The organism is Streptomyces sp. SudanB52_2052 (genome assembly GCF_964272415.1).
Classification (GTDB): domain Bacteria; phylum Actinomycetota; class Actinomycetes; order Streptomycetales; family Streptomycetaceae; genus Streptomyces; species Streptomyces olindensis.
Window position 1 is genome coordinate 3,379,148 of record NZ_OZ186796.1, and the last position, 17,552, is coordinate 3,396,699.

The 17,552-nt window shown below is 71.5% G+C and carries 13 protein-coding genes; 4 read left to right on the forward strand and 9 right to left on the reverse strand.

Going from position 1 to position 17,552, the window contains the following annotated elements; all coding sequences use genetic code 11:
• The first annotated feature begins 97 nt into the window (after positions 1 to 97).
• The 3 genes from trhA (at position 98) to ACSUPV_RS14760 (ending at position 2,388) form a co-directional block, all read left to right on the forward strand.
• Entirely contained in the window at positions 98 to 811 is a 714-nt protein-coding gene (gene trhA, locus ACSUPV_RS14750; RefSeq protein ID WP_031119744.1) for a PAQR family membrane homeostasis protein TrhA, read from the forward strand.
• Between the two features lie 185 nt (positions 812 to 996).
• Positions 997 to 1,623, forward strand: a complete 627-nt coding sequence (locus ACSUPV_RS14755; protein ID WP_063773812.1) for a TetR/AcrR family transcriptional regulator — start codon at positions 997 to 999, stop codon at positions 1,621 to 1,623.
• A 33-nt stretch (positions 1,624 to 1,656) separates the two neighbouring features.
• Positions 1,657 to 2,388 carry a Mut7-C RNAse domain-containing protein gene (locus tag ACSUPV_RS14760; protein ID WP_436947634.1) on the forward strand — a complete coding sequence of 244 codons (732 nt, stop codon included), beginning with the start codon at positions 1,657 to 1,659 and terminating at the stop codon, positions 2,386 to 2,388.
• Here the strand turns inward: ACSUPV_RS14760 and ACSUPV_RS14765 are convergent.
• The 5 genes from ACSUPV_RS14765 to ACSUPV_RS14785 form a co-directional block, all read right to left on the reverse strand.
• Complete coding sequence (locus ACSUPV_RS14765; RefSeq protein ID WP_359787616.1) at positions 2,379 to 4,790, reverse strand: galactose oxidase-like domain-containing protein; 2,412 nt, start codon at positions 4,788 to 4,790, stop codon at positions 2,379 to 2,381. The two genes, ACSUPV_RS14760 and ACSUPV_RS14765, sit on opposite strands and share 10 nt — an antisense overlap.
• Complete coding sequence (locus ACSUPV_RS14770; protein ID WP_436947636.1) at positions 4,787 to 5,980, reverse strand: glycosyltransferase; 1,194 nt, start codon at positions 5,978 to 5,980, stop codon at positions 4,787 to 4,789. The genes ACSUPV_RS14765 and ACSUPV_RS14770 overlap by 4 nt, the downstream gene beginning before the upstream one ends.
• Positions 5,977 to 7,626 (reverse strand): ArnT family glycosyltransferase, encoded by a 1,650-nt coding sequence (locus ACSUPV_RS14775; RefSeq protein WP_436947637.1) that lies wholly within the window; start codon positions 7,624 to 7,626, stop codon positions 5,977 to 5,979. Before ACSUPV_RS14775 ends, ACSUPV_RS14770 begins: the two co-directional genes overlap by 4 nt.
• Positions 7,623 to 8,900 carry a glycosyltransferase gene (locus tag ACSUPV_RS14780; protein WP_037757603.1) on the reverse strand — a complete coding sequence of 426 codons (1,278 nt, stop codon included), beginning with the start codon at positions 8,898 to 8,900 and terminating at the stop codon, positions 7,623 to 7,625. The genes ACSUPV_RS14775 and ACSUPV_RS14780 overlap by 4 nt, the downstream gene beginning before the upstream one ends.
• A gap of 133 nt (positions 8,901 to 9,033) precedes the next feature.
• Positions 9,034 to 11,067 carry a thioredoxin domain-containing protein gene (locus tag ACSUPV_RS14785; protein ID WP_436947638.1) on the reverse strand — a complete coding sequence of 678 codons (2,034 nt, stop codon included), beginning with the start codon at positions 11,065 to 11,067 and terminating at the stop codon, positions 9,034 to 9,036.
• A gap of 230 nt (positions 11,068 to 11,297) precedes the next feature.
• Between ACSUPV_RS14785 and ACSUPV_RS14790 the strand changes: the two genes are divergently transcribed.
• The gene (locus ACSUPV_RS14790; protein ID WP_382612768.1) at positions 11,298 to 12,524 is read left to right on the forward strand and encodes an MAB_1171c family putative transporter; all 1,227 of its coding nucleotides are present in this window, start codon (positions 11,298 to 11,300) and stop codon (positions 12,522 to 12,524) included.
• Here ACSUPV_RS14790 and ACSUPV_RS14795 read toward each other — a convergent pair.
• The 4 genes from ACSUPV_RS14795 to ACSUPV_RS14810 form a co-directional block, all read right to left on the reverse strand.
• Positions 12,439 to 13,653, reverse strand: a complete 1,215-nt coding sequence (locus ACSUPV_RS14795) for an acyltransferase family protein (protein WP_063740740.1) — start codon at positions 13,651 to 13,653, stop codon at positions 12,439 to 12,441. The two genes, ACSUPV_RS14790 and ACSUPV_RS14795, sit on opposite strands and share 86 nt — an antisense overlap.
• 6 nt (positions 13,654 to 13,659) lie before the next feature.
• Positions 13,660 to 14,856: an MFS transporter gene (locus ACSUPV_RS14800; RefSeq protein WP_436947640.1), complete on the reverse strand. Its 1,197-nt coding sequence runs from the start codon at positions 14,854 to 14,856 to the stop codon at positions 13,660 to 13,662.
• Between the two features lie 90 nt (positions 14,857 to 14,946).
• Positions 14,947 to 16,224 carry an acyltransferase family protein gene (locus ACSUPV_RS14805; RefSeq protein WP_359787630.1) on the reverse strand — a complete coding sequence of 426 codons (1,278 nt, stop codon included), beginning with the start codon at positions 16,222 to 16,224 and terminating at the stop codon, positions 14,947 to 14,949.
• 482 nt (positions 16,225 to 16,706) lie between these two features.
• Positions 16,707 to 17,483 carry an alpha/beta fold hydrolase gene (locus tag ACSUPV_RS14810; protein WP_037757597.1) on the reverse strand — a complete coding sequence of 259 codons (777 nt, stop codon included), beginning with the start codon at positions 17,481 to 17,483 and terminating at the stop codon, positions 16,707 to 16,709.
• Positions 17,484 to 17,552: the final 69 nt, after the last annotated feature.

The following is a 17,552-nucleotide window of genomic DNA, read 5'->3' on the forward strand; positions in this document are numbered from 1 at the left end:
TAACCATCGTTGGGTCACGGTGAGAGGATGGCCACTCTTCGTCGGCCAATCCGGCGGACTGATACGTCACTTACGGTTCCGTAGCTACCATTCGGCCATGACTGCGTTCGCCCCCGACGCGCCAACGGACACGCCGGCCGACGGCCGCGGTCCGCAGGCGCTCTCCTTGCCGCACCCGGTGAAGCCCAAGCTGCGCGGCTGGCTGCACCTCGGCATGTTTCCGGCCGTCCTCGTCGCGGGTCTGGTGCTCACCGCCCTCGCCGACTCGACCAGAGGGCGCATCGCCTGCGGCATCTTCGCCCTGACCGCCTGTCTGCTGTTCGGCGTGAGCGCGCTCTACCACCGGGGCAACTGGAGCCCCCGTATGGACGGCATCCTGCGCCGACTGGACCACTCCAACATCTTCCTGATCATCGCCGGCACGTACACGCCGCTGACGATGCTGCTCCTGCCCGGCGCCAAGGGCCGGTGGCTGCTGTGGGGCATCTGGGCGGCGGCCGCCGCCGGGATCGTCTTCCGCGTCTTCTGGGTCGGCGCCCCGCGCTGGCTCTACACGCCGTGCTACATCGCGATGGGCTGGGCGGCCGTCTTCTACCTGCCGGACTTCATGCGGACCGGCGGGATCGCGGTCCTCGTCCTGGTCATCGTCGGCGGCGTGCTCTACAGCGCGGGCGGCGTCGTCTACGGCATCAAGCGGCCCAACCCGTCACCGCGCTGGTTCGGCTTCCACGAGGTCTTCCACTCCTTCACACTGGCGGCCTTCATCGCGCACTACGTCGGGATCTCACTGGTGGCGTACCAGCACGCCTGATCTCCCCCGCTCCGGCCTTCAGGGCCACGGCCTCGAGCCGTGGCCCTTTTCGCCGTCCCGAAAGGCACTGCCTATTGACAGAGTCAAGCTTATGAGAGTTACCGCCACTTCGCGGTTACCGTGAGGAGCGAGGCCGGCACCCCGGCCATGGCCGAGGCCGAGGCCGATGCCCGACAATGACCTTCATGACGGCCGCACGCACCACCCCCGCCGACCCACCCCAGCTGGGACTCCGGGAGCGGAAGAAGATCAAGACCCGCCAGGCGATCCGCGCCGCGACCTACGCGCTGATCGAGGAGCAGGGCTACGACGCCACGACGATCGAGCAGATCGCCGACCGCGCCGAGGTGTCGCCGTCGACCGTCTTCCGGTACTTCCCGACCAAGGAGGACATCGTCATCACCGACGAGTGGGACCCGGTGATGACGGAGGAGCTGCGGACCCGGCCGCTGGACGAGTCGTGGGCCGCCACCCTGCGGCACGTGATGCGCACGGCCCTCGACCGGAGCCTCGCCGAGGAACCCGAGGTGACCCGGCTGCGGACGCGGCTCGGCGTCGAGGTGCCCGCGGTCCGCGCCCGCATGATCGAGAGCACCGCGGCCACCGGCCGGCTGCTCCGCGACGCCCTCGCCGAGCGCTCCGGGCTCGACCCCGACAGCCTGGAGCTGCGGGTCTTCGCCATGTCGGTGATGGGCGGGCTGATGGAGGTCTCCCACTACTGGGCCGAGACCGGCCACCGCGACGACATCCGGGACCTCGTCGACCGCGCCCTGGACGTCCTGGAGCACGGCCTGCCCACCGGAAAAGCCTGAGGCCGGCGCCCCTCCCCGTGGCATCCTGACCGGGTGAACGGTCCCGAGATCCACGTCGACTTCGCGCCCGAGCTGCACGTCTTCGTCCCCCAGGCCCGCCGGAACGGCACCGTGCGGGCCACCACCGACGGCGTCTCCAGCCTCGGCCACGTCGTCGAGTCCCTCGGCGTGCCGCTGACCGAGGTGGGCGCGCTGTTCGTGGACGGCCGCGAGGTGCCCGCCTCGCACGTCCCGGCGGCCGGGGAGGCCGTGACCGTACGGACCGTCGCGCGCCCCCAGCAGGTCCCGGGCGCTCCCCTGCGGTTCCTCCTCGACGTCCACCTCGGCACGCTGGCCCGACGGCTGCGGCTGCTGGGCGTCGACACGGCGTACGAGTCGACCGACATCGGCGACCCGGCCCTCGCGGCGCGTTCGGCGGCCGAGCAGCGGGTCATGCTGAGCCGTGACCGGGGCCTGCTGCGGCGCCGGGAGCTGTGGGCGGGGGCGTTCGTCTACAGCACGCGTCCCGAGGAGCAGCTGCGCGACGTCCTGGACCGGTTCCGGCCCGAGCTGCTGCCGTGGACGCGGTGCACGGCCTGCAACGGGGTGCTGCGCACAGCGACCAAGGACGAGGTCGCCGACCAGCTCAAACACGGCACGCACGCCACGTACGACGTGTTCGCGCAGTGCACGGCGTGCGGGCGGGCGTACTGGAAGGGCGCGCACCACGAGCAGCTGGAAGCGATCGTGGAGCGCGCCCTGGCGGAGTCACGCGGTCAGCGCTGACTCCGCCTCACGTCACCCTTTCCGCAGGCGGTCCCGTCCCGGTTGCGGTCCAGGCCCAGCGGGTCGTCCTTGCCGTTGACCTTCAGGCGGCCGTAGTCGTTCGCCCTGAGCCACTCGCAGCGGGCGGCCGTCGTCTTCTTCACCTCCGCCGGGAAGTCCGTCGGCACGCAGACGTTGATCGAGCCGTAGTGCCGGTCGCAGCCGGAGATCGTCGGGCTGACCTTCTGCGACGTGCGCTTCTTGCCGGGCCCCGCGACCTTGCCCTCGGGCGCGTCCGCGAAGTCGTGGACGTGGGCCGAGGCGTCCGTCGCCTTCAGGGCCTGCGGGCCCTGGAGGTGTACCCACTTCGCCACCGACGGCACGCCGTTGGCATCGACCGCGAAGAGCATGTACCAGCCGGGCGGCGCCAGGTTGGGGTTGCTCGTCACGTTCAGGTCGATGTTGTTGCCGTCGACCGACAGCGGCAGGTCCACGAACCGCTGGTTCGGGTCGGAGGAGTGCGTGACGGCGGCCGGGCGGATCAGCTCGGCCTTGGCGATCGGCCGGTCGACGGTGATGCGCTGGGTGTCGCCGTAGGTCCACTCGGTGTCGATGACCGACGTGATCGTCGGGCGGGGGCCCTTGAACAGGTAGGGCGGGCTGTAGACCGACACGTCGTGGTTCCAGGAGCCGTTGCCCGGGTTGTCGCCGGTGGTCATCACGCGGCCGTCGGGCAGCAGGAACGCCGAGGAGTGGTAGCCGCGCGCCTCGGGGTCGACGGCCACCGGGTCGAACGTCTCCGACGCGGGGTCGAAGATGGACGTCTCGTAGACCGGGTTGGCGCGGTTGTGCAGGGCGCCGCCCGTCTCCAGCACCTTGCCGTCGGGCAGGAGCACCGCGGAGACGTACATCTTGCCCTGGTCGCCGGTCTGCGGGACGGGCCCGTTGCCCAGGTCGACCGTGCCCTGCGGGATCGGCGGCCCGGCCACGTACGACGGGTTCGGCTGCTTGAGGTCGATGATGTCGGTCAGGCGGTTGGCCTCGGGGTTGGAGTCGATGTTGCCGCCGCCGAGGGTGAGGACCTTCTGGTCCTGCGCCGGGGGCAGCAGCACGCTGGCCGACTGGTCGCGCTCGTCCTTGTTCCGCAGGCCCGGCACCTGCGTGATGGTGTTGGCGCCGTAGTCGTAGATCGCCGAGCCCGTGCCGGGGATGTTGTTGCCGAAGACGTGACTGCCCGAGTAGAAGAGGCGGCCGTCCTGCATCAGGATCATCGACGGGTACAGGCCCCAGTACGACCAGGTCTGGTTGACCTTCCACAGCGGCTGCCACTGCTGCTCGGCCTCGGAGAACAGCTCGGCGGCGACCGAGCCGGTGGAGTCCTCGCGCAGCCCGCCGAAGGAGATGACGTCGCCGTTGCCGAGGATCGTGGCCGACGGGTACCAGTGGCCGTCGTTCATGTCGTTGGTCCTGGTGTAGGTCTCGGTCTCCGGGTCGAAGATGTACGAGTCCTTGTAGCCCTGGTAGCCGACCCGGCCGTCCGCCGACGGGTAGCCCTTGTTGCCGGACATCACCAGCACCCGGCCGTCCTGGAGCTGGACGTGCCCGGCGCAGAACATGTCCTTCGGCGTGGGGATGATCTTGTACGAGCCGTTCGCCGGGTCGTAGACCGCCGAGGTGAAGGTGCCCGCCTCGAACATCGACTCGTCGTTGCCGGAGCCCGCGATCAGCAGCACCTTGCCGTTGTGCAGGACGACCGAGTGCATGGAGCGGACCGGGTTCTGCGTGGGCAGCACGTCCCACTTGCCGTTCGCGCACTGCTCCGCCGTGCCCGTGCACTCCGGCGGCAGGACCGGGTCGGGCACCTGGTCCATCGTGTAGTCGTCGGTGGTGGCCGAGCCGGTGCCGTAGACCGAGACGCCCCAGGAGATGCGGTCGGTGCCGGCCGGGACCTCGGGCGTGCGGACCGTCGCCTCGGTCCAGGTGCCCGCCAGGTCCAGCGTCTTCAGGTCGGTCCAGTACTGCCAGCCGGCCGTGGTGTCGTGCCGGAACAGCGTGATCGCCGCGTCGGGCGTGGTCGTCTTGTACCAGAGGCCGAGGTCGTACTGCTTTCCCGGCGTCACCACCGGCGCGCAGTCGGCGGACTCGGTGATCAGCGCCTTGCGGTCGCCGTCGACCCGGCGGGTCAGCTCGACCTTCATGGCCTTGGCGCCGGAGTGCGCGTCGGCGGTGGTGGTGAAGGTGAAGTCGTTGTCGCCCCAGCCGGACTTCTCCCAGCAGTAGGGCATGTCACCGGTGCCGGCGGTCTCGAAGCCGGGGTTCTTGATGAGGTTGGCGGCGGAGGCGGGCTGGGGTGCGGTCAGCAGCAGGCCCGAGGTGAGGCCCGCCACGGACAGCAGTGCGGTCGTTCTGCGACGAAGGTTCACACGGCTCTCCTTGCGGTGCGGCCACCGCGCGCGGACTCCTCACGGGCCCGGCGCGGCAGGTAGACCAGCGCTTCGGTCGCCACGAAGCGCAGGACGAAGGTCGTCACCAGCGCGAGCGCGGTGGCGGACAGCACGCCCAGGTGCAACTGGTGCACGAACAGGGCGATCAGCGGGATGCGCAGCACCAGATCCGCGTTGGCGAGCAGCGCGAACCGCCCGACCCGGTCCCACCAGCGCCGGTGCCGGCGCCGCTCGCGGAACAGCAGGTGCTCGATGAGCACGAAGTTCCAGGCGACGCCGAGCTGGTTGGCGAGGATCTCCGCCGGTACGTAGTGCATGCCGAGCGCGGTCAGCGCCCACAGGCCGAGCAGGTTCGGCACGAAACCGGTCAGCCCGATCAGGCCGAAGCCGACCATCCGTGCGACCGGCGAGGCGGCCCGCAGCCCGGCCAGGTGGCGCAGGAAGCGCAGGCCCTCCTGCGCGGTGGACTTGGACTCCCCGGCGAACCGGTCCTGGAAGACGAACGGCACCTCGGTGACCGTGCGCGGGCGGCTGCGGACGGCGAGTTCGAGGAGGATCTTGTAGCCGAGTGGCTGGAGCACCTCGGCGGTGACCGCGCTGCGGCGGATCGCGAAGAAGCCGCTCATCGGGTCGCTGATGCCGCGCAGCCGCCGCGGGAACAGCGCCTTGGTCAGCCAGGTCGCGCCGCGCGAGACGGCCACCCGGTAGCTGCCCGCGAGCCCGGCCCGGCTGCCGCCCTTGATGTAGCGGGAGGCCACGACCAGCCCGGCGTTCGCCCGCTCGCCGGTCGCGACCAGGTCGGGCACCAGGGACGGCGGGTGCTGGCAGTCGCCGTCCATGACGACGATCCAGTCGGAGGTGGCCGCCTTCAGCCCCACGACCACCGCGCCGCCGAGCCCGCCCACCGGCTCCTCGCGGTGCAGCACGGTCACCGGGAACGGGCAGTCCTGCGCCGCCTTCTCGATCACCTCGGGCGTGTCATCGGTGGAGTCGTCCACGAAGACGACCTCACAGGGCACCCGGGCCGGCACGGCCTCGGTGATCTGGCGCAGCAACTGCCGCACGTTCGCCGACTCGTTGAACGTCGGAACGACGATGGTGACGGCGCCCGGTTCGGGGATCTCGGCGGTCTCGACGACCTCGCCGGGGACGGTGGACTCCTGGCTCATCGCGCGCCTCCGGCGGACGTCTGTATCTGGCGGATCTCGATGCGGTCCTCGCCGGTGCCGAAGGTGGCGACCGGGGTCGAATGCTCCATGGCGGCCTTGACGTTGGGCAGGTCGGCCGCGTCCCGGCGCACGGTCGGCGAGGCGACGACGTAGTCCAGGTCCTTCCAGCCGCGCGGCATCGTCTTCGTCACCGCCGGGTCCAGGTCGGCCTTGTAGAACCAGATGACGCCGAGGCCGGGCTCGTAGCCCTGGTGCACCAGGTCCAGCCAGAGCGCGTCGTCGACCAGCACGCGGGTGCGCTCCGGTTCCTCGACCTCGGTGGCGAGCCACTTCGAGGCGGCCTTGTAGGGGGCGTTGGCGTCGGTGGTGACGGCGATGCGGGCACCGTCGTACCAGTGCGGGACCACGTAGGCGCCGGCGGCCAGGGCGAGGACCGTGGCGAGCGCGTACCGGCCCACGCCGACGTAGCGTTTCTCCGCCTCGGAGCGCCAGCGGCTCAGCACCGCGTGGGCGACGGAGGCGGTTCCTCCGGCGAGGACCAGCGCGAGGAACGGCAGGGCCTGGATGACGTACATCGCGGGCAGGTAGCCGTTCGGGCGGAGCGCCAGCGCGGCGAGGATCGCGACGGCCAGGGCCGGTCCGGCCAGGGCGCGGGCGGTGACGGACCAGCGCCAGGTGACGAGCAGCAGCAGGGCGCCCGCGAGGCCGCCGAGGGGCAGGATCTTGTCGTAGTACAGCCACGACTGGAGCACGCCCCAGGAGCCGGAGCCCTGGTCCAGGATGAAGCCCGAACCGGGCCTGGTCATCTGGTACTTGACGCCGTCCCAGAGGGAGACATGCCCTGCGCCCGGCAGCAACTCGCCCTTGAGCAGGGCGAACAGGGGGTACGAGAAGCCGATCAGGGCGCAGGCCGTGACGGCGCCGGTGAGGGCGAACTTGCGGGTGTCGCGGTGGCTGTGCCGCCACATGGTGAGGAACAGGGCGGGCAGGACGACGAGCATCGTCTCCTTGGTGAGGACGGCCGTGGCGGCCGCTATCCCCGCGCCGAAGTGGTGCCACAGGTGGCGGCTCGGGGAGGCGGCCAGCGTGAAGGCCAGCAGGCTCCACATCACCGCGAGGTTGTCGAGGAAGATCTCCCGCTGGAGGACGACCGACAGCGGCGACAGGCCGAAGAAGACCATGCCGAGCGCGGCGGCCCAGCGGGGCAGGGCGAGGCGCCGGCCCAGCACGTAGACCAGGACCGCGCTGATGCCGCTGATCACCAGCATCGCGGCGCGCATGGTGCCCACCGTCATCGACTCGGGGCTGATCAGCGCCGGGATCCAGGTCAGTACGGCGATCTGGATCCAGCCGAGCGGCGGGTGGTCGTACCAGTAGGTGTAGTGGGCCAGGCCGTTGCCCTGCTGTACCGACCAGGCCTGGGCGAGATAGGTGCCCTCGTCGTCGCTGAGGGCCGGGTAGTCGGCGATGTTCCAGCCCTGCACGACGAGGATCGCCAGGAGCAGGACACCGCACAGCAGCAGGTCGGGGCGCGAGGAGCGCAGCCGGCTCGGCGGCTCGGCACGCCGGTGCGTACCGGTGCCGGACACGGGTCTGCGCTGCGCGGGGACCTTCGGGGTGGTCGCCGCGGGAAGGGTGGAGGTCACGCGGGGACGTCCTCTCGGGTCTCTCGGCTCGCTTCGACCTGCGCGAGGTGCGCGCCGACGTGGGTCGTCAGCTCCCAGTCGTTGCGGCCGCGCTGCTCACGCCAGACGGCACGCACGGCCGCCCCGGCCAGCAGCACCTGGTAGAAGGGGCCGCCCACGATCAGCTTCAGGTAGTGCGCGAACCGCACGCGCAGCCCGTACTGCTTGCCGAAGTCGTGCAGTCCGACGATCTCGAAGACGAAGGTGACCAGGGCGGTGACGGCCGGCAGGAAGGTGATGAAGGCGATGCCGACGGGCACGTCCAGGAAGAGCGCGATCGCCACGTTGAGCGGGATGATCAGGCCGGTGAAGGCCTGCATGAACGGCGTCATCAGGGTGTAGCGGGCGAGCAGCCGCTGCCCGAGGGTGGGCAGTTGCTTCCAGTCCTTCTTCCGGTACACCTGGAGGAACCCCTGGTTCCAGCGGGTGCGCTGCTTCAGCAGGGACATCAGCGAGCCCGGGGTCTCCTCCCGGGTCACCATGTCGGAGTCGTAGGCGACGACGACCTTCTTGCCGACGCTGGACAGACGCACGCCCAGGTCGCAGTCCTCGGCGAGGCAGTTCGGGTCCCAGCCGCCGGCTTCCCTGAGGACGCCGGTGCGGACGAAGACCGTGTTGCCGCCGAGCGGAATGAAACCTTTCTGCGCGTGCAGGTGGAGCCGCGAGCGGAACCAGAAGAAGTACTCCAGGCAGTTGCGCAGGCTGTACCAGCTGGAGTGGAAGTTGATCAGCTGCACCCCGCCCTGGACGACGTCGGCGCCGGTGGTGCGGAAGGCGTGGTCGACGTGCGCGAGGAGCTCGGGGTGGACCTGGTCCTCCGCGTCGAACACGCCGACGACGTCGCCGCGGCAGTGCGGCAGGGCCGTGTTCATGGCCTTCGGCTTGTTCTTCTTCTCGTGGGTGTCGACGACGACGCGGACCCGGGGGTCACGCGCGGCGGCCTGCTCGGCCACGGCGGTGGTCTCCGGGTCGTCGTGCCCGACGATCACGATGATCTCGAAGTCGGTGTGGCTCGACTCCAGCAGCCGCTGGATCGTGTGGTCCAGCACCGCCTGTTCGTGCCGGGCGGGCAGCAGCAGCGAGAAGGAGACGTGCTCGTCCCCGTCCGGACTGCTGAACCGGGTGGAGGCGAGCACTTCGGGCGTGCGCCAGGCGTGCATCTGCCACCACAGGGTGAACGCCGCCATCCAGAACAGGGCCAGTGAAACGGCAGCGATGAAGACAGACGTCAGCAAACAGATCCCCCCAGATCCAAGAACCCCCTGTCGCGACCGTCCCATCCGTCGCGGCACTGTGCAGAGATTAAGGGGGAACTGTGAAGTCTGGGGGCTGTTCCGATAAAGAGCGTGTTTCCGTTGATTCGCGACTTCAGTTACTCAAGACCGCACGCAACCGGTCGGCTTCGGTCGTCGGGGCGTCGCAAGTGAAATTACGGCAGACGTACGCCGCCGGTTCACCGCCGACCAGCGGACGGTCCGCGAGCAGCGGGAACTCCTCGCTCTCCGGGGCGCCGACGGCAACGACCGTGCCCGGCGCGGTGCCCAGGAGCGCGGTGCGGTGCAGGGCCCTGGTGCCCTCGTCGTCGAGCGACGGCCCCACGATCGCCACCTCGCGCGGCCCGTCCAGCACGGCCTCGGCGACGGCGAGCCCCCAGCCGATGAAGCGGGGCACGCGCGGCCCGAGCGCCTTGACGACGCCGAGCGCCCTCTCGGCGGCCGTGCGGTGGGGCTCGGACCCGGTGTGCGCGGCGTAGCTCAGCAGGGCACCGGCCGCCGCGGTCCAGCCCGAGGGGGCGGCGTTGTCGGTCGGGTCCTGCGGGCGGCGGATCAGCCGCTCGGCGTCGGCCGCGGTGTCGAACATCGCGCCCGACTCGGGGTCGGTGAACCGGGCCAGGACGTGGTCGAGCAGGAACCCGGCGAACTCCAGCCAGACCCCCTCCCCGGTGACGGACCCGAGCGCGAGGAAACCCTCCGCCACATCCGCGTAGTCCTCCAGGACACCCGCGTTGGCGCCCGCGTGCCCGTCCTTGCTGGTGCGGGTGAGGCGGGCCTGCTCGTCCAGGTGCAGCCGGACCAGGAGGTCGGCGGCGGCCACGGCGGCCTCCACGAGGTCGGGCCGGTCGAAGTAGGCGCCGGTCTCGGCGAGCGCGGCGATCGCCAGGCCGTTCCAGGCGGCGACGATCTTGTCGTCCCGGCCCGGCGCGGGCCGCTCGGCCCGCTTCGCGAGCAGGCGCTCCCGGACGGAGGCGACCTTGTCGGCGTCGAACAGTTCCTCCTGCTGCGGCAGTTGGAGAACGGACTGCCCGTGCTCGAACGTGCCCTCCTCGGTCACCCCGAAGTACCGGGCGGCGAGTTCGCCGTCCTGCTCGCCGAGCGCCTCGCGCAGCTGCTCCGGCGTCCACACGTAGTAGGCACCCTCGACGTGCCGGCCCGTGCCGTCGTCGCTGTCGGCGTCCAGCGCGGAGGCGAACCCGCCCTCCTCCGTGCGCAGTTCGCGCACCATGAAGTCGGCGGTCTCCAGGGCCACCCGGCGGGCCGGCTCCGAACCGGTGGCCCGCCAGAGGTGGGCGTAGACCCGGCACAGCAGGGCGTTGTCGTACAGCATCTTCTCGAAGTGCGGCACGACCCAGTCGCGGTCCACGGAGTAGCGGGCGAAGCCGCCGCCGAGCTGGTCGTAGATCCCGCCCCGGGCCATGCGCTCGCAGGTGTCGCTCGCCATCTGGAGCGCGCCCTCGGCGCCGGTCCGCGCATGGTGCCTCAGCAGGAACTCCAGCACCATGGACGGCGGGAACTTCGGTGCCCCGCCGAAGCCGCCGCGTTGCGGGTCGTACTCGCGGGTGAGCGCGAGGAGCGCCTGCGCGAGTTCCTGCTCGCCGGGGGTCTGTGCGTCGCCGTAGGAGATCTCCCGGCCCGCCAGGTCGCGCACGATCTTCCCGGCGACCTCGGTGACCTCCTCCCGCCGGTCCTCCCACGCCTGGTGCACGCCCTGGAGCACCTGCCGGAAGGACGGCATGCCCTGGCGAGGGGCCGGCGGGAAGTACGTGCCGAAGTAGAAGGGCTCGGCGTCCGGGGTGAGGAACACGGTCATGGGCCAGCCACCGTGCCCGGTCGCCGCCTGCACGGCCTCCATGTAGACGGCGTCGACGTCGGGGCGCTCCTCGCGGTCGACCTTCACACTCACGTAGTGCGCGTTGAGGTAGTCGGCGGTCTCCTGGTCCTCGAAGGACTCGTGCGCCATGACGTGACACCAGTGGCAGGCGCTGTAGCCCACGCTCAGGAGCACGGGGACATCGCGTCGGCGGGCTTCTTCGAACGCGTCCGCCTCCCACGGCCACCAGTCGACGGGGTTGTCCGCGTGCTGGAGGAGGTACGGGGACGTGGCTCGGGCGAGTCGATTGGGCATGCCTCCATCCTTGCGCACCCGCCCGCGTCCCGCCCACGCGCCACGGGACGGCCCACGGGCTGGTTTGCCGTCCGCCGTGGGGCCGCCGTAGGTTGCTCGGTGGTCGGCATGGGCTCGAAGACGCGTCGTGATGTGGCCTCGTAATAGGTTCTGCAAACAGGGGGACGCGTGTTCGGATCAGTGAGGCGCTTCGACGTCGTCACCCACCGTGATGTTCCGGTCGCCGTACCGTGACCGTGCGTTGGTGGCTGGCTGATGTGAAGTTCGTGAACGTGCTGGCGGTCGTCACGCTGCTCGGGGGCACGGCGTGGACGCTTCCGCCGCTGATCCGGCAGCGCTTCCGGGCCCCCCTGCGGCTGCACCTGTGCCTGTCGCTCCTCCTGCTGGGCACCGGGAACGTGCTGAGCCAGCTGTGGGACACGGCACTCCTGGACGGCCTGCTCTTCACCGGGGCCACGAAGCTCGCGTACAACCTGGCGTTCTTCGCCGGGCTGTGCCTCATGGTCGGCTTCCTGCGCGAGCGTCCGCTGCAGCGCCGGACGCTGTGGACGAGGCCGGAGGTGGTGATGTGCCTGTCCTGCTTCACGGCGATGGTCGTCGTGACCGCGCTGATGCCGCCGCGCCTGCGCGACCACACCTTCACGCTGCCGTATCTGGACGACTGGCGGGTGCGCGCCTTCTACGACATCGGCGGTGTCTATCTGGTCCTCGGGTACGCCGCGTGCGGGGTGCTCGCCGCGTGGCACGCCCGGCGCGGCCGGCTGATGCGGCAGGTGTCCCTGAGCATCGTCTCCGTCGGCCTGCTCGCGCTCTCCCTCAGCTGCATCCTGCGGATCCTGTGGGTCAACTGCCGTCCCTGCCGCGGGTACGGGCACCACTTCACCTATACCAACGTCTTCCTCCTCGGCCAGGTGGCCACCATCGCGGTGTGCGCCGGGCTGAGCATCCCGTGCTTCGCGAGCGCCGCCCAGTTCCTGCGGGAGCGCGCCGTCCACCGGAGCCGGTTCCGCGAGCTGGCCGAGCTGTGGCAGCGGCTCGTCGCCTTCTATCCCGAGCTGGTCCTGGACCAGCCCCGGGGCCGCCGGTGGCTACCGCCGCTGGACTACACCTCGGCCGTGTACCGCAGATACGTGGAGTGCCGGGACGGACTCACCCGGCTCAGCCCCTATCTGCACCTCGCCTCCGAGGAGGAGGCGGAGTCGCACGGGGCGGCCGGGGAGAACGCCGGGCCGGAACTCGTGCGGCTGGTGGACCGGGCCCTGCGACTGCGCGGTGAGGCGGACCGGGCCGGTACCGCGGCGCCGGCGACACCGGCCTTCGTGGCGCCGGGGGCCGGCCACGACGCCGACTACGAGAGCGACCTGGCCGGCCTCATGTCGCTCTCCCGGGGTCTGCGGGAACTGCGTTCGGCTCCAGGGGCCGGCGCCTGCCGCGGGGCCGGGCCCAGCGGCGCATGACGGGACGTTCGACGCACACCATCAGCAGCCAGCCCAGCGCCAGCGTGACGAGCAGCAGGACGAGCAGTTCGAGCACGCCGCCGACCAGCCCGTAGGTCCGGTCGTGCAGCACGTAGGTGCGGCCGTAGTAGAGGACGACGTACTGGGCGAGGTAGAAGCCGAAGGACACCTCCCCCAGCCACCGCATCACGCGGCCGCTCAGCAGGGTGCGCTCGCCGCGCATGTCGGCCGTGGCCACCGCGCACACCAGCACACCGACCGGGACGATGGTGGCCACGGTGAACCCGTACAGGAACGGCACGTTCAGCGCCAGCGCGTAGCCGCCCACGGTCAGCGCGAGCGCGCCGGCGAGGGGAACGCGCGGGAACCGGCCCGCCAGCACCAGCCGGGCCAGCAGCATGCCGAGGACGAACTCGAAGAGGCGGCCCGGGGGGAAGTTGTAGCCGAGCCAGAACTGGAGCGAGGAGATGGGGAATCCCTCGGGGGTGCGCGGCTGGGCCGGCACCAGCAGGTCGACGGCGAACTCCAGGGCGACCATGCCGGCCACCATGGCACCGGCCCACCCCCACAGCCGCTCCGTCCGGATGCGCCGCACCGGCCCGATGAGGAAGGGGAAGAGCAGGTAGAACAGCAGCTCGCTGCAGAGCGACCAGCTCGGTGCGTTGACGCTGATGTAGATGTCGTGCTGCGGGAACCAGGAGTGGACCAGGAACAGGTTCGGCAGCCACGCGGTGAGCGGGGTCGCCGCCCCGGCGAAGAGCAGCATCGCCAGGGCCCACATGGCGATGTGGTTGGGGAAGATCTTGAGGAGCCGGCGGCGCCAGAACCCGGTGACCGTGTCGTCCCGTCGGCTCGACCAGGTCAGGACGAAGCCGCTCAGCACGAAGAAGAAGGAGACCCCCATCCAGCCCGCCTTGCTGAACAGCCACTGGAATCCCTCGGCCAGGCCGCGGTCCGCGAAGGGGTTCGTCAGCGGCTCGAAGAAGGAGGAGTGGAAGAAGAAGACCAGGGCGGCCGCGATGAAGCGCAGGCCCGTCAGCGACGGCAGGGGTGCCGGGCGTCTGACCGGGTCCTCAAGGGGGGCACGGCCGGGACGGGGGCCGGGCGGGACATGGAGTGGTGCGGTCACGGCAACTCATTTCTCGGCGGTGCGGACGGCGAGCGGGCGGTCGTTCGCGGGAAGGACGGCCGGGGCACGGTGGGCCGCGCGGCGCAGGGCGAGCACGAGCAGCGCGCCCGAGGCGGTGAGCGCGGCGGCCCCGAGGGGCACGGCACGGGTGCCGAGGCCGGAGTCGGTGAGGAGACCACCAATCCACGATCCGAGTGCGGCACCCAGCCCGAAGGCGGACATGTTGGCGGTCAGCGACAGCGTCGGCGCGTCGGCCGCCTCGGCGAGCACCTTGGTCTGGAGGCCGGGGATCAGGGCGAAGGTGGCGAGCGAGAACAGCACGAGGGCGAGGGCACCGCCCGCCGCGTGGGGCGCGAGGAGCCAGCAGAGCAGGCAGGCGGCCACCAGGATCCAGGAGATCCGCCCCACCGCTCGGTCGACTCCGCGGTCCGCGTACCGCCCGCCGAGCAGATTGCCCACGATGGAGCCCACCCCGTAGGCAAGGAGCACGGCCGGGACCCAGTGCCGCGACAGGTGGCCGACGCCGGTCAGCAGCGGCACCATGTAGGTGATCAGGGTGAACATGCCGCCGGAGCACAGGACCGTGGCGCCCACGGTGCCCCAGACGGCCGGGCGGCGGAACACCCGCGCCTCATGGGCCGCCGTGACCGTCGGGGCGGGAGTGCCGGGGACCCAGGCGAGGATCAGGACGATGGCCACCGCGGCCAGCGCCGCGACGAGGGCGAACGGGGCCCGCCAGTCGTAGTGCTGGGCGAGGAAGGAGCCCATGGGGACACCGAGCACGGTGGCGAGGTTGATCCCGAGCTGAGTGGCCGCGACGGCGGCGCCTCCCTTGCCCTCGCCGGCCATGTCGCCGGCGGTCACGACGCACACCGCCATGAAGGTGCCGTGCACGACCGCGGTCAGCACCCGGCCCGCCATCAGCATGCCGAAACCCGACGCCAGGGCGCAGACGACGTTGCCCAGGACGAAGGCGGTCAGCAGGCCCACCAGCAACAGCTTGCGGGGGACGCGGGTGGTGAGCGCGGTGACCAGCGGGCCACCGACCACCATCGTCAACGCGTACGCGGTCACCAGCAGGCCGGCCGAGGCCAGGCTCACGCTGAGGTCGGTGGAGAGGTCGTCCAGCATCCCGCTGGGCGAGAGCTCCGCGGTGCCGACGCAGAAGATCGCGAGGATCAGCGCGGCGAGTCGGAACGGCATGGGGGCACCTTCGAATCGTGCTGGGTGTCGGTCACCGCGCCCGGGCGGCGGGCGCGGGGGGCGGGGTCACGGCATCGGGTGGTCGCCGGGTCAGGCGGCCACGGCGGCGGGGGCCTTGGCCCGCGAGCGGGACCAGCGGCGGACCAGCGGCTTCTCCACCCAGGCGTACATCGCCCAGGACAGCAGGACCGAGACGGCGCATTCGGCGACGACGAACGCGGCCACGGCCCAGCCGGACTCCAGCCGGGCGCCGAGCAGTTCCCGCGCCTCGGAGAGCACGATGAAGTGCAGCAGGTAGAAGGCGAAGGAGACTTCGCCGAGCCAGGTCATCGCACGGTTCGCGAACGGGGTCGGCCGGCCCGACGCGTCGGCCAGCGCTCCGGCCGCGATCAGCAGCACGCACGGCACGAGGCAGACCGCGCGCTGGGCGAGGAGGTAGGGCACGCCGGGGAGTTCGGCGACCACGTAGCCGGCCACCGTCAGCAGGCCGGACCAGACGAGGCCGATGTTGCGCCAGCGGCCCAGCATGACGGCCCGGGCGACCAGAATGCCGAGCAGGAAGTCGAGCAGCCGGGACGGCGGGAAGACGTAGGCGAACCAGAGGTGCAGTCCGGAGACGCCGGGCTCGTTCGACATGTAGACGTCGCCCGCCGGAATGAAGGTGGTGGCCAGCCAGGGGGTGGCGAACACCCCGGCGATGACGCCCGCGATCCAGAACTTCAGCCGCCGCGGGGCGATCCGCCGGACCCCGGCGTGCAGCAGCGGGAAGCACAGGTAGAAGAAGACCTCGGTGGACAGCGACCAGCCCGGGGAGTTCACGGCGAAGTTGGTCGTGTAGTCCGGGACCCAGGACTGGAGCATGAAGAAGGTGGCCGCCGACCGCCACCAGGCGGTGCCGGACGCGATCAGCAGCATCGCGAGCGCCCAGGCGACGACGTAGTTGGGCACGATCTTGACGTACCGGCGGCGCCAGAACGACGTCCGCGGGTCGCCCTCGCGGGCGGACCAGGCGAGGACGAAGCCGCTGAGGACGAAGAAGAAGGTGACGCCGACGCCACCGGCCTGCTCGGTGAGGCGGGCGAAGAGGGTGGTGTTGGCGTCGCCGGCCATGAGCCAGTGGGCCGGCAGGGAGACGTGGAACAGGAAGACGAGCAGCGCCGCCGGGAACCGCATACCCGTCAGAGAGGGCAGCCGGACGGCCGGACCGCCGACCCTCGGAGTGTCGGCGCTCGGTGCGTCGGTGCCGGTGGGGACGCCGGTGCTCGGCGCGTCGGCGCCGGCCGGGAGCGTGTCGGCGGGTGTTGCGGCGCCGGGGGCCGTGTCCGCCGGCGGTGTGAGTTCGGGCGGGGTGATCTGGGGCGTGGCCATGGGCGGGCGTTGTTCCTTCAGCTCGGATGGACGCGGCGGGCGGAGCACGGTGGCGCGGCCCGGGCCGTACCGGGGTGGTTGCGGCCCGGGTGGGTTCGCCGCGGTGGGGTGCGGGCGGGCGCCGGGGTGGTCGCGGCCCGGGTGGGTCCGCCGCGGTCGGATGCGGGCGAGGGCCGGGGCGGTCACGGCCTAAGGGGGTCCGCCGCAGCGGTGCGCGGGCGGGCCGGGGTGGTCGCGGCCCGGGTGCGGGCGAGGGCCGGGGTGGTTGCGGCCCGAGTGGGTCCGCCGCAGCGGGATGCGGACGGGCCGGGGAGGTCGCGGCCCGGGTGAGTCCGCCGCAGCAGGACGCGGGCGGGCCGGGGAGGTCGCGGCCCGGGTGGGTTCGCCGCAGTGGGACGCGGGCGGGCCGGTGGGGCTTTCGGGGGTGGCGGGCCGTGGGTGCCGCTGCCGGGCCACCCGCCCCGGGGTCCGCGCCGCCGGTGTCAGGCGAGGAAGTTCCGGATGGCGTCGACGAGTTCGTCCGGGGCCTCGGCCGGCACCAGGTGGCCGCTCTCGATCTCCAGGTAGGTGCTGCGGGGGATCGCCTCGTGCAGTTCCCGGGAATGGTCGACGGGGACGAGCTGGTCGTGGCGGCAGCCGACGACCAGGGTGGGGACGCCGATCGCGGGCAGCAGTTCCCGGATGTCGGCGTCCAGGCCGAGCTCGATCTGCCGCAGCGTGCCCTCGTTGACCTCGGCACCGCCCACGGCCGCGTCGAACGTCTCCGCGTCGAGGTCCGCCAGGAAGCCCGGGGTGAACAGCAGCAGACTGATGTAGTGCGAGTACAGCTCCGGGTCGAGGTCGGCCAGCCGGCGCCAGAGCGTGAACCCGAGACGCTTGCGCAGGTCGTCGTTGCGGGCCCAGCCGGCCACCAGCACGAGCCGGCGGACCCGCTCGGGGCGCCGGGCCGCGGCCATGACGGCGACGAGCGCGCCGAGCGAGAAGCCCACGACGTCGACGGGCTCGTCGGTCGCCTCGTCGGCGGCCCCGAGGACCTGGTCGGCGAGCTGCTCGAGCGTCAGCGGGCTGCCGTCGTCGACGGTGTCACCGCTGCCCGCGTAGTCGGGAAGGATCACGGTGTGCCGGTCGGCGAACTCCTTGACCAGGTGACCGTAGTTGGTCTCGCCGGTGGCGCCGGTGCCGTGCACCAGGAGCAGACCGGGGCCCTGCCCCTCGGTGCGGTAGTGGACGGTCGTGCTGTCGACGGTGGTGCGGGGCATCTCATTGCCTTTCTCGGGTGGAGTGGCGGGGCCAGGGGCGCCGTCGGGCCGCCTCGGTCGCGCCAGCAT

Excerpts from the sequence above, each read along its gene's own strand:
- ACSUPV_RS14785 (WP_436947638.1), bottom strand. The coding sequence starts at position 11,067 with ATGCCCAATCGACTCGCCCGAGCCACGTCCCCGTACCTCCTCCAGCAC.
- ACSUPV_RS14805 (WP_359787630.1), bottom strand. The coding sequence starts at position 16,224 with ATGGCCACGCCCCAGATCACCCCGCCCGAACTCACACCGCCGGCGGAC.
- ACSUPV_RS14755 (WP_063773812.1), top strand. The coding sequence starts at position 997 with ATGACGGCCGCACGCACCACCCCCGCCGACCCACCCCAGCTGGGACTC.
- ACSUPV_RS14770 (WP_436947636.1), bottom strand. The coding sequence starts at position 5,980 with ATGAGCCAGGAGTCCACCGTCCCCGGCGAGGTCGTCGAGACCGCCGAG.
- ACSUPV_RS14800 (WP_436947640.1), bottom strand. The coding sequence starts at position 14,856 with ATGCCGTTCCGACTCGCCGCGCTGATCCTCGCGATCTTCTGCGTCGGC.
- ACSUPV_RS14810 (WP_037757597.1), bottom strand. The coding sequence starts at position 17,483 with ATGCCCCGCACCACCGTCGACAGCACGACCGTCCACTACCGCACCGAG.
- trhA (WP_031119744.1), top strand. The coding sequence starts at position 98 with ATGACTGCGTTCGCCCCCGACGCGCCAACGGACACGCCGGCCGACGGC.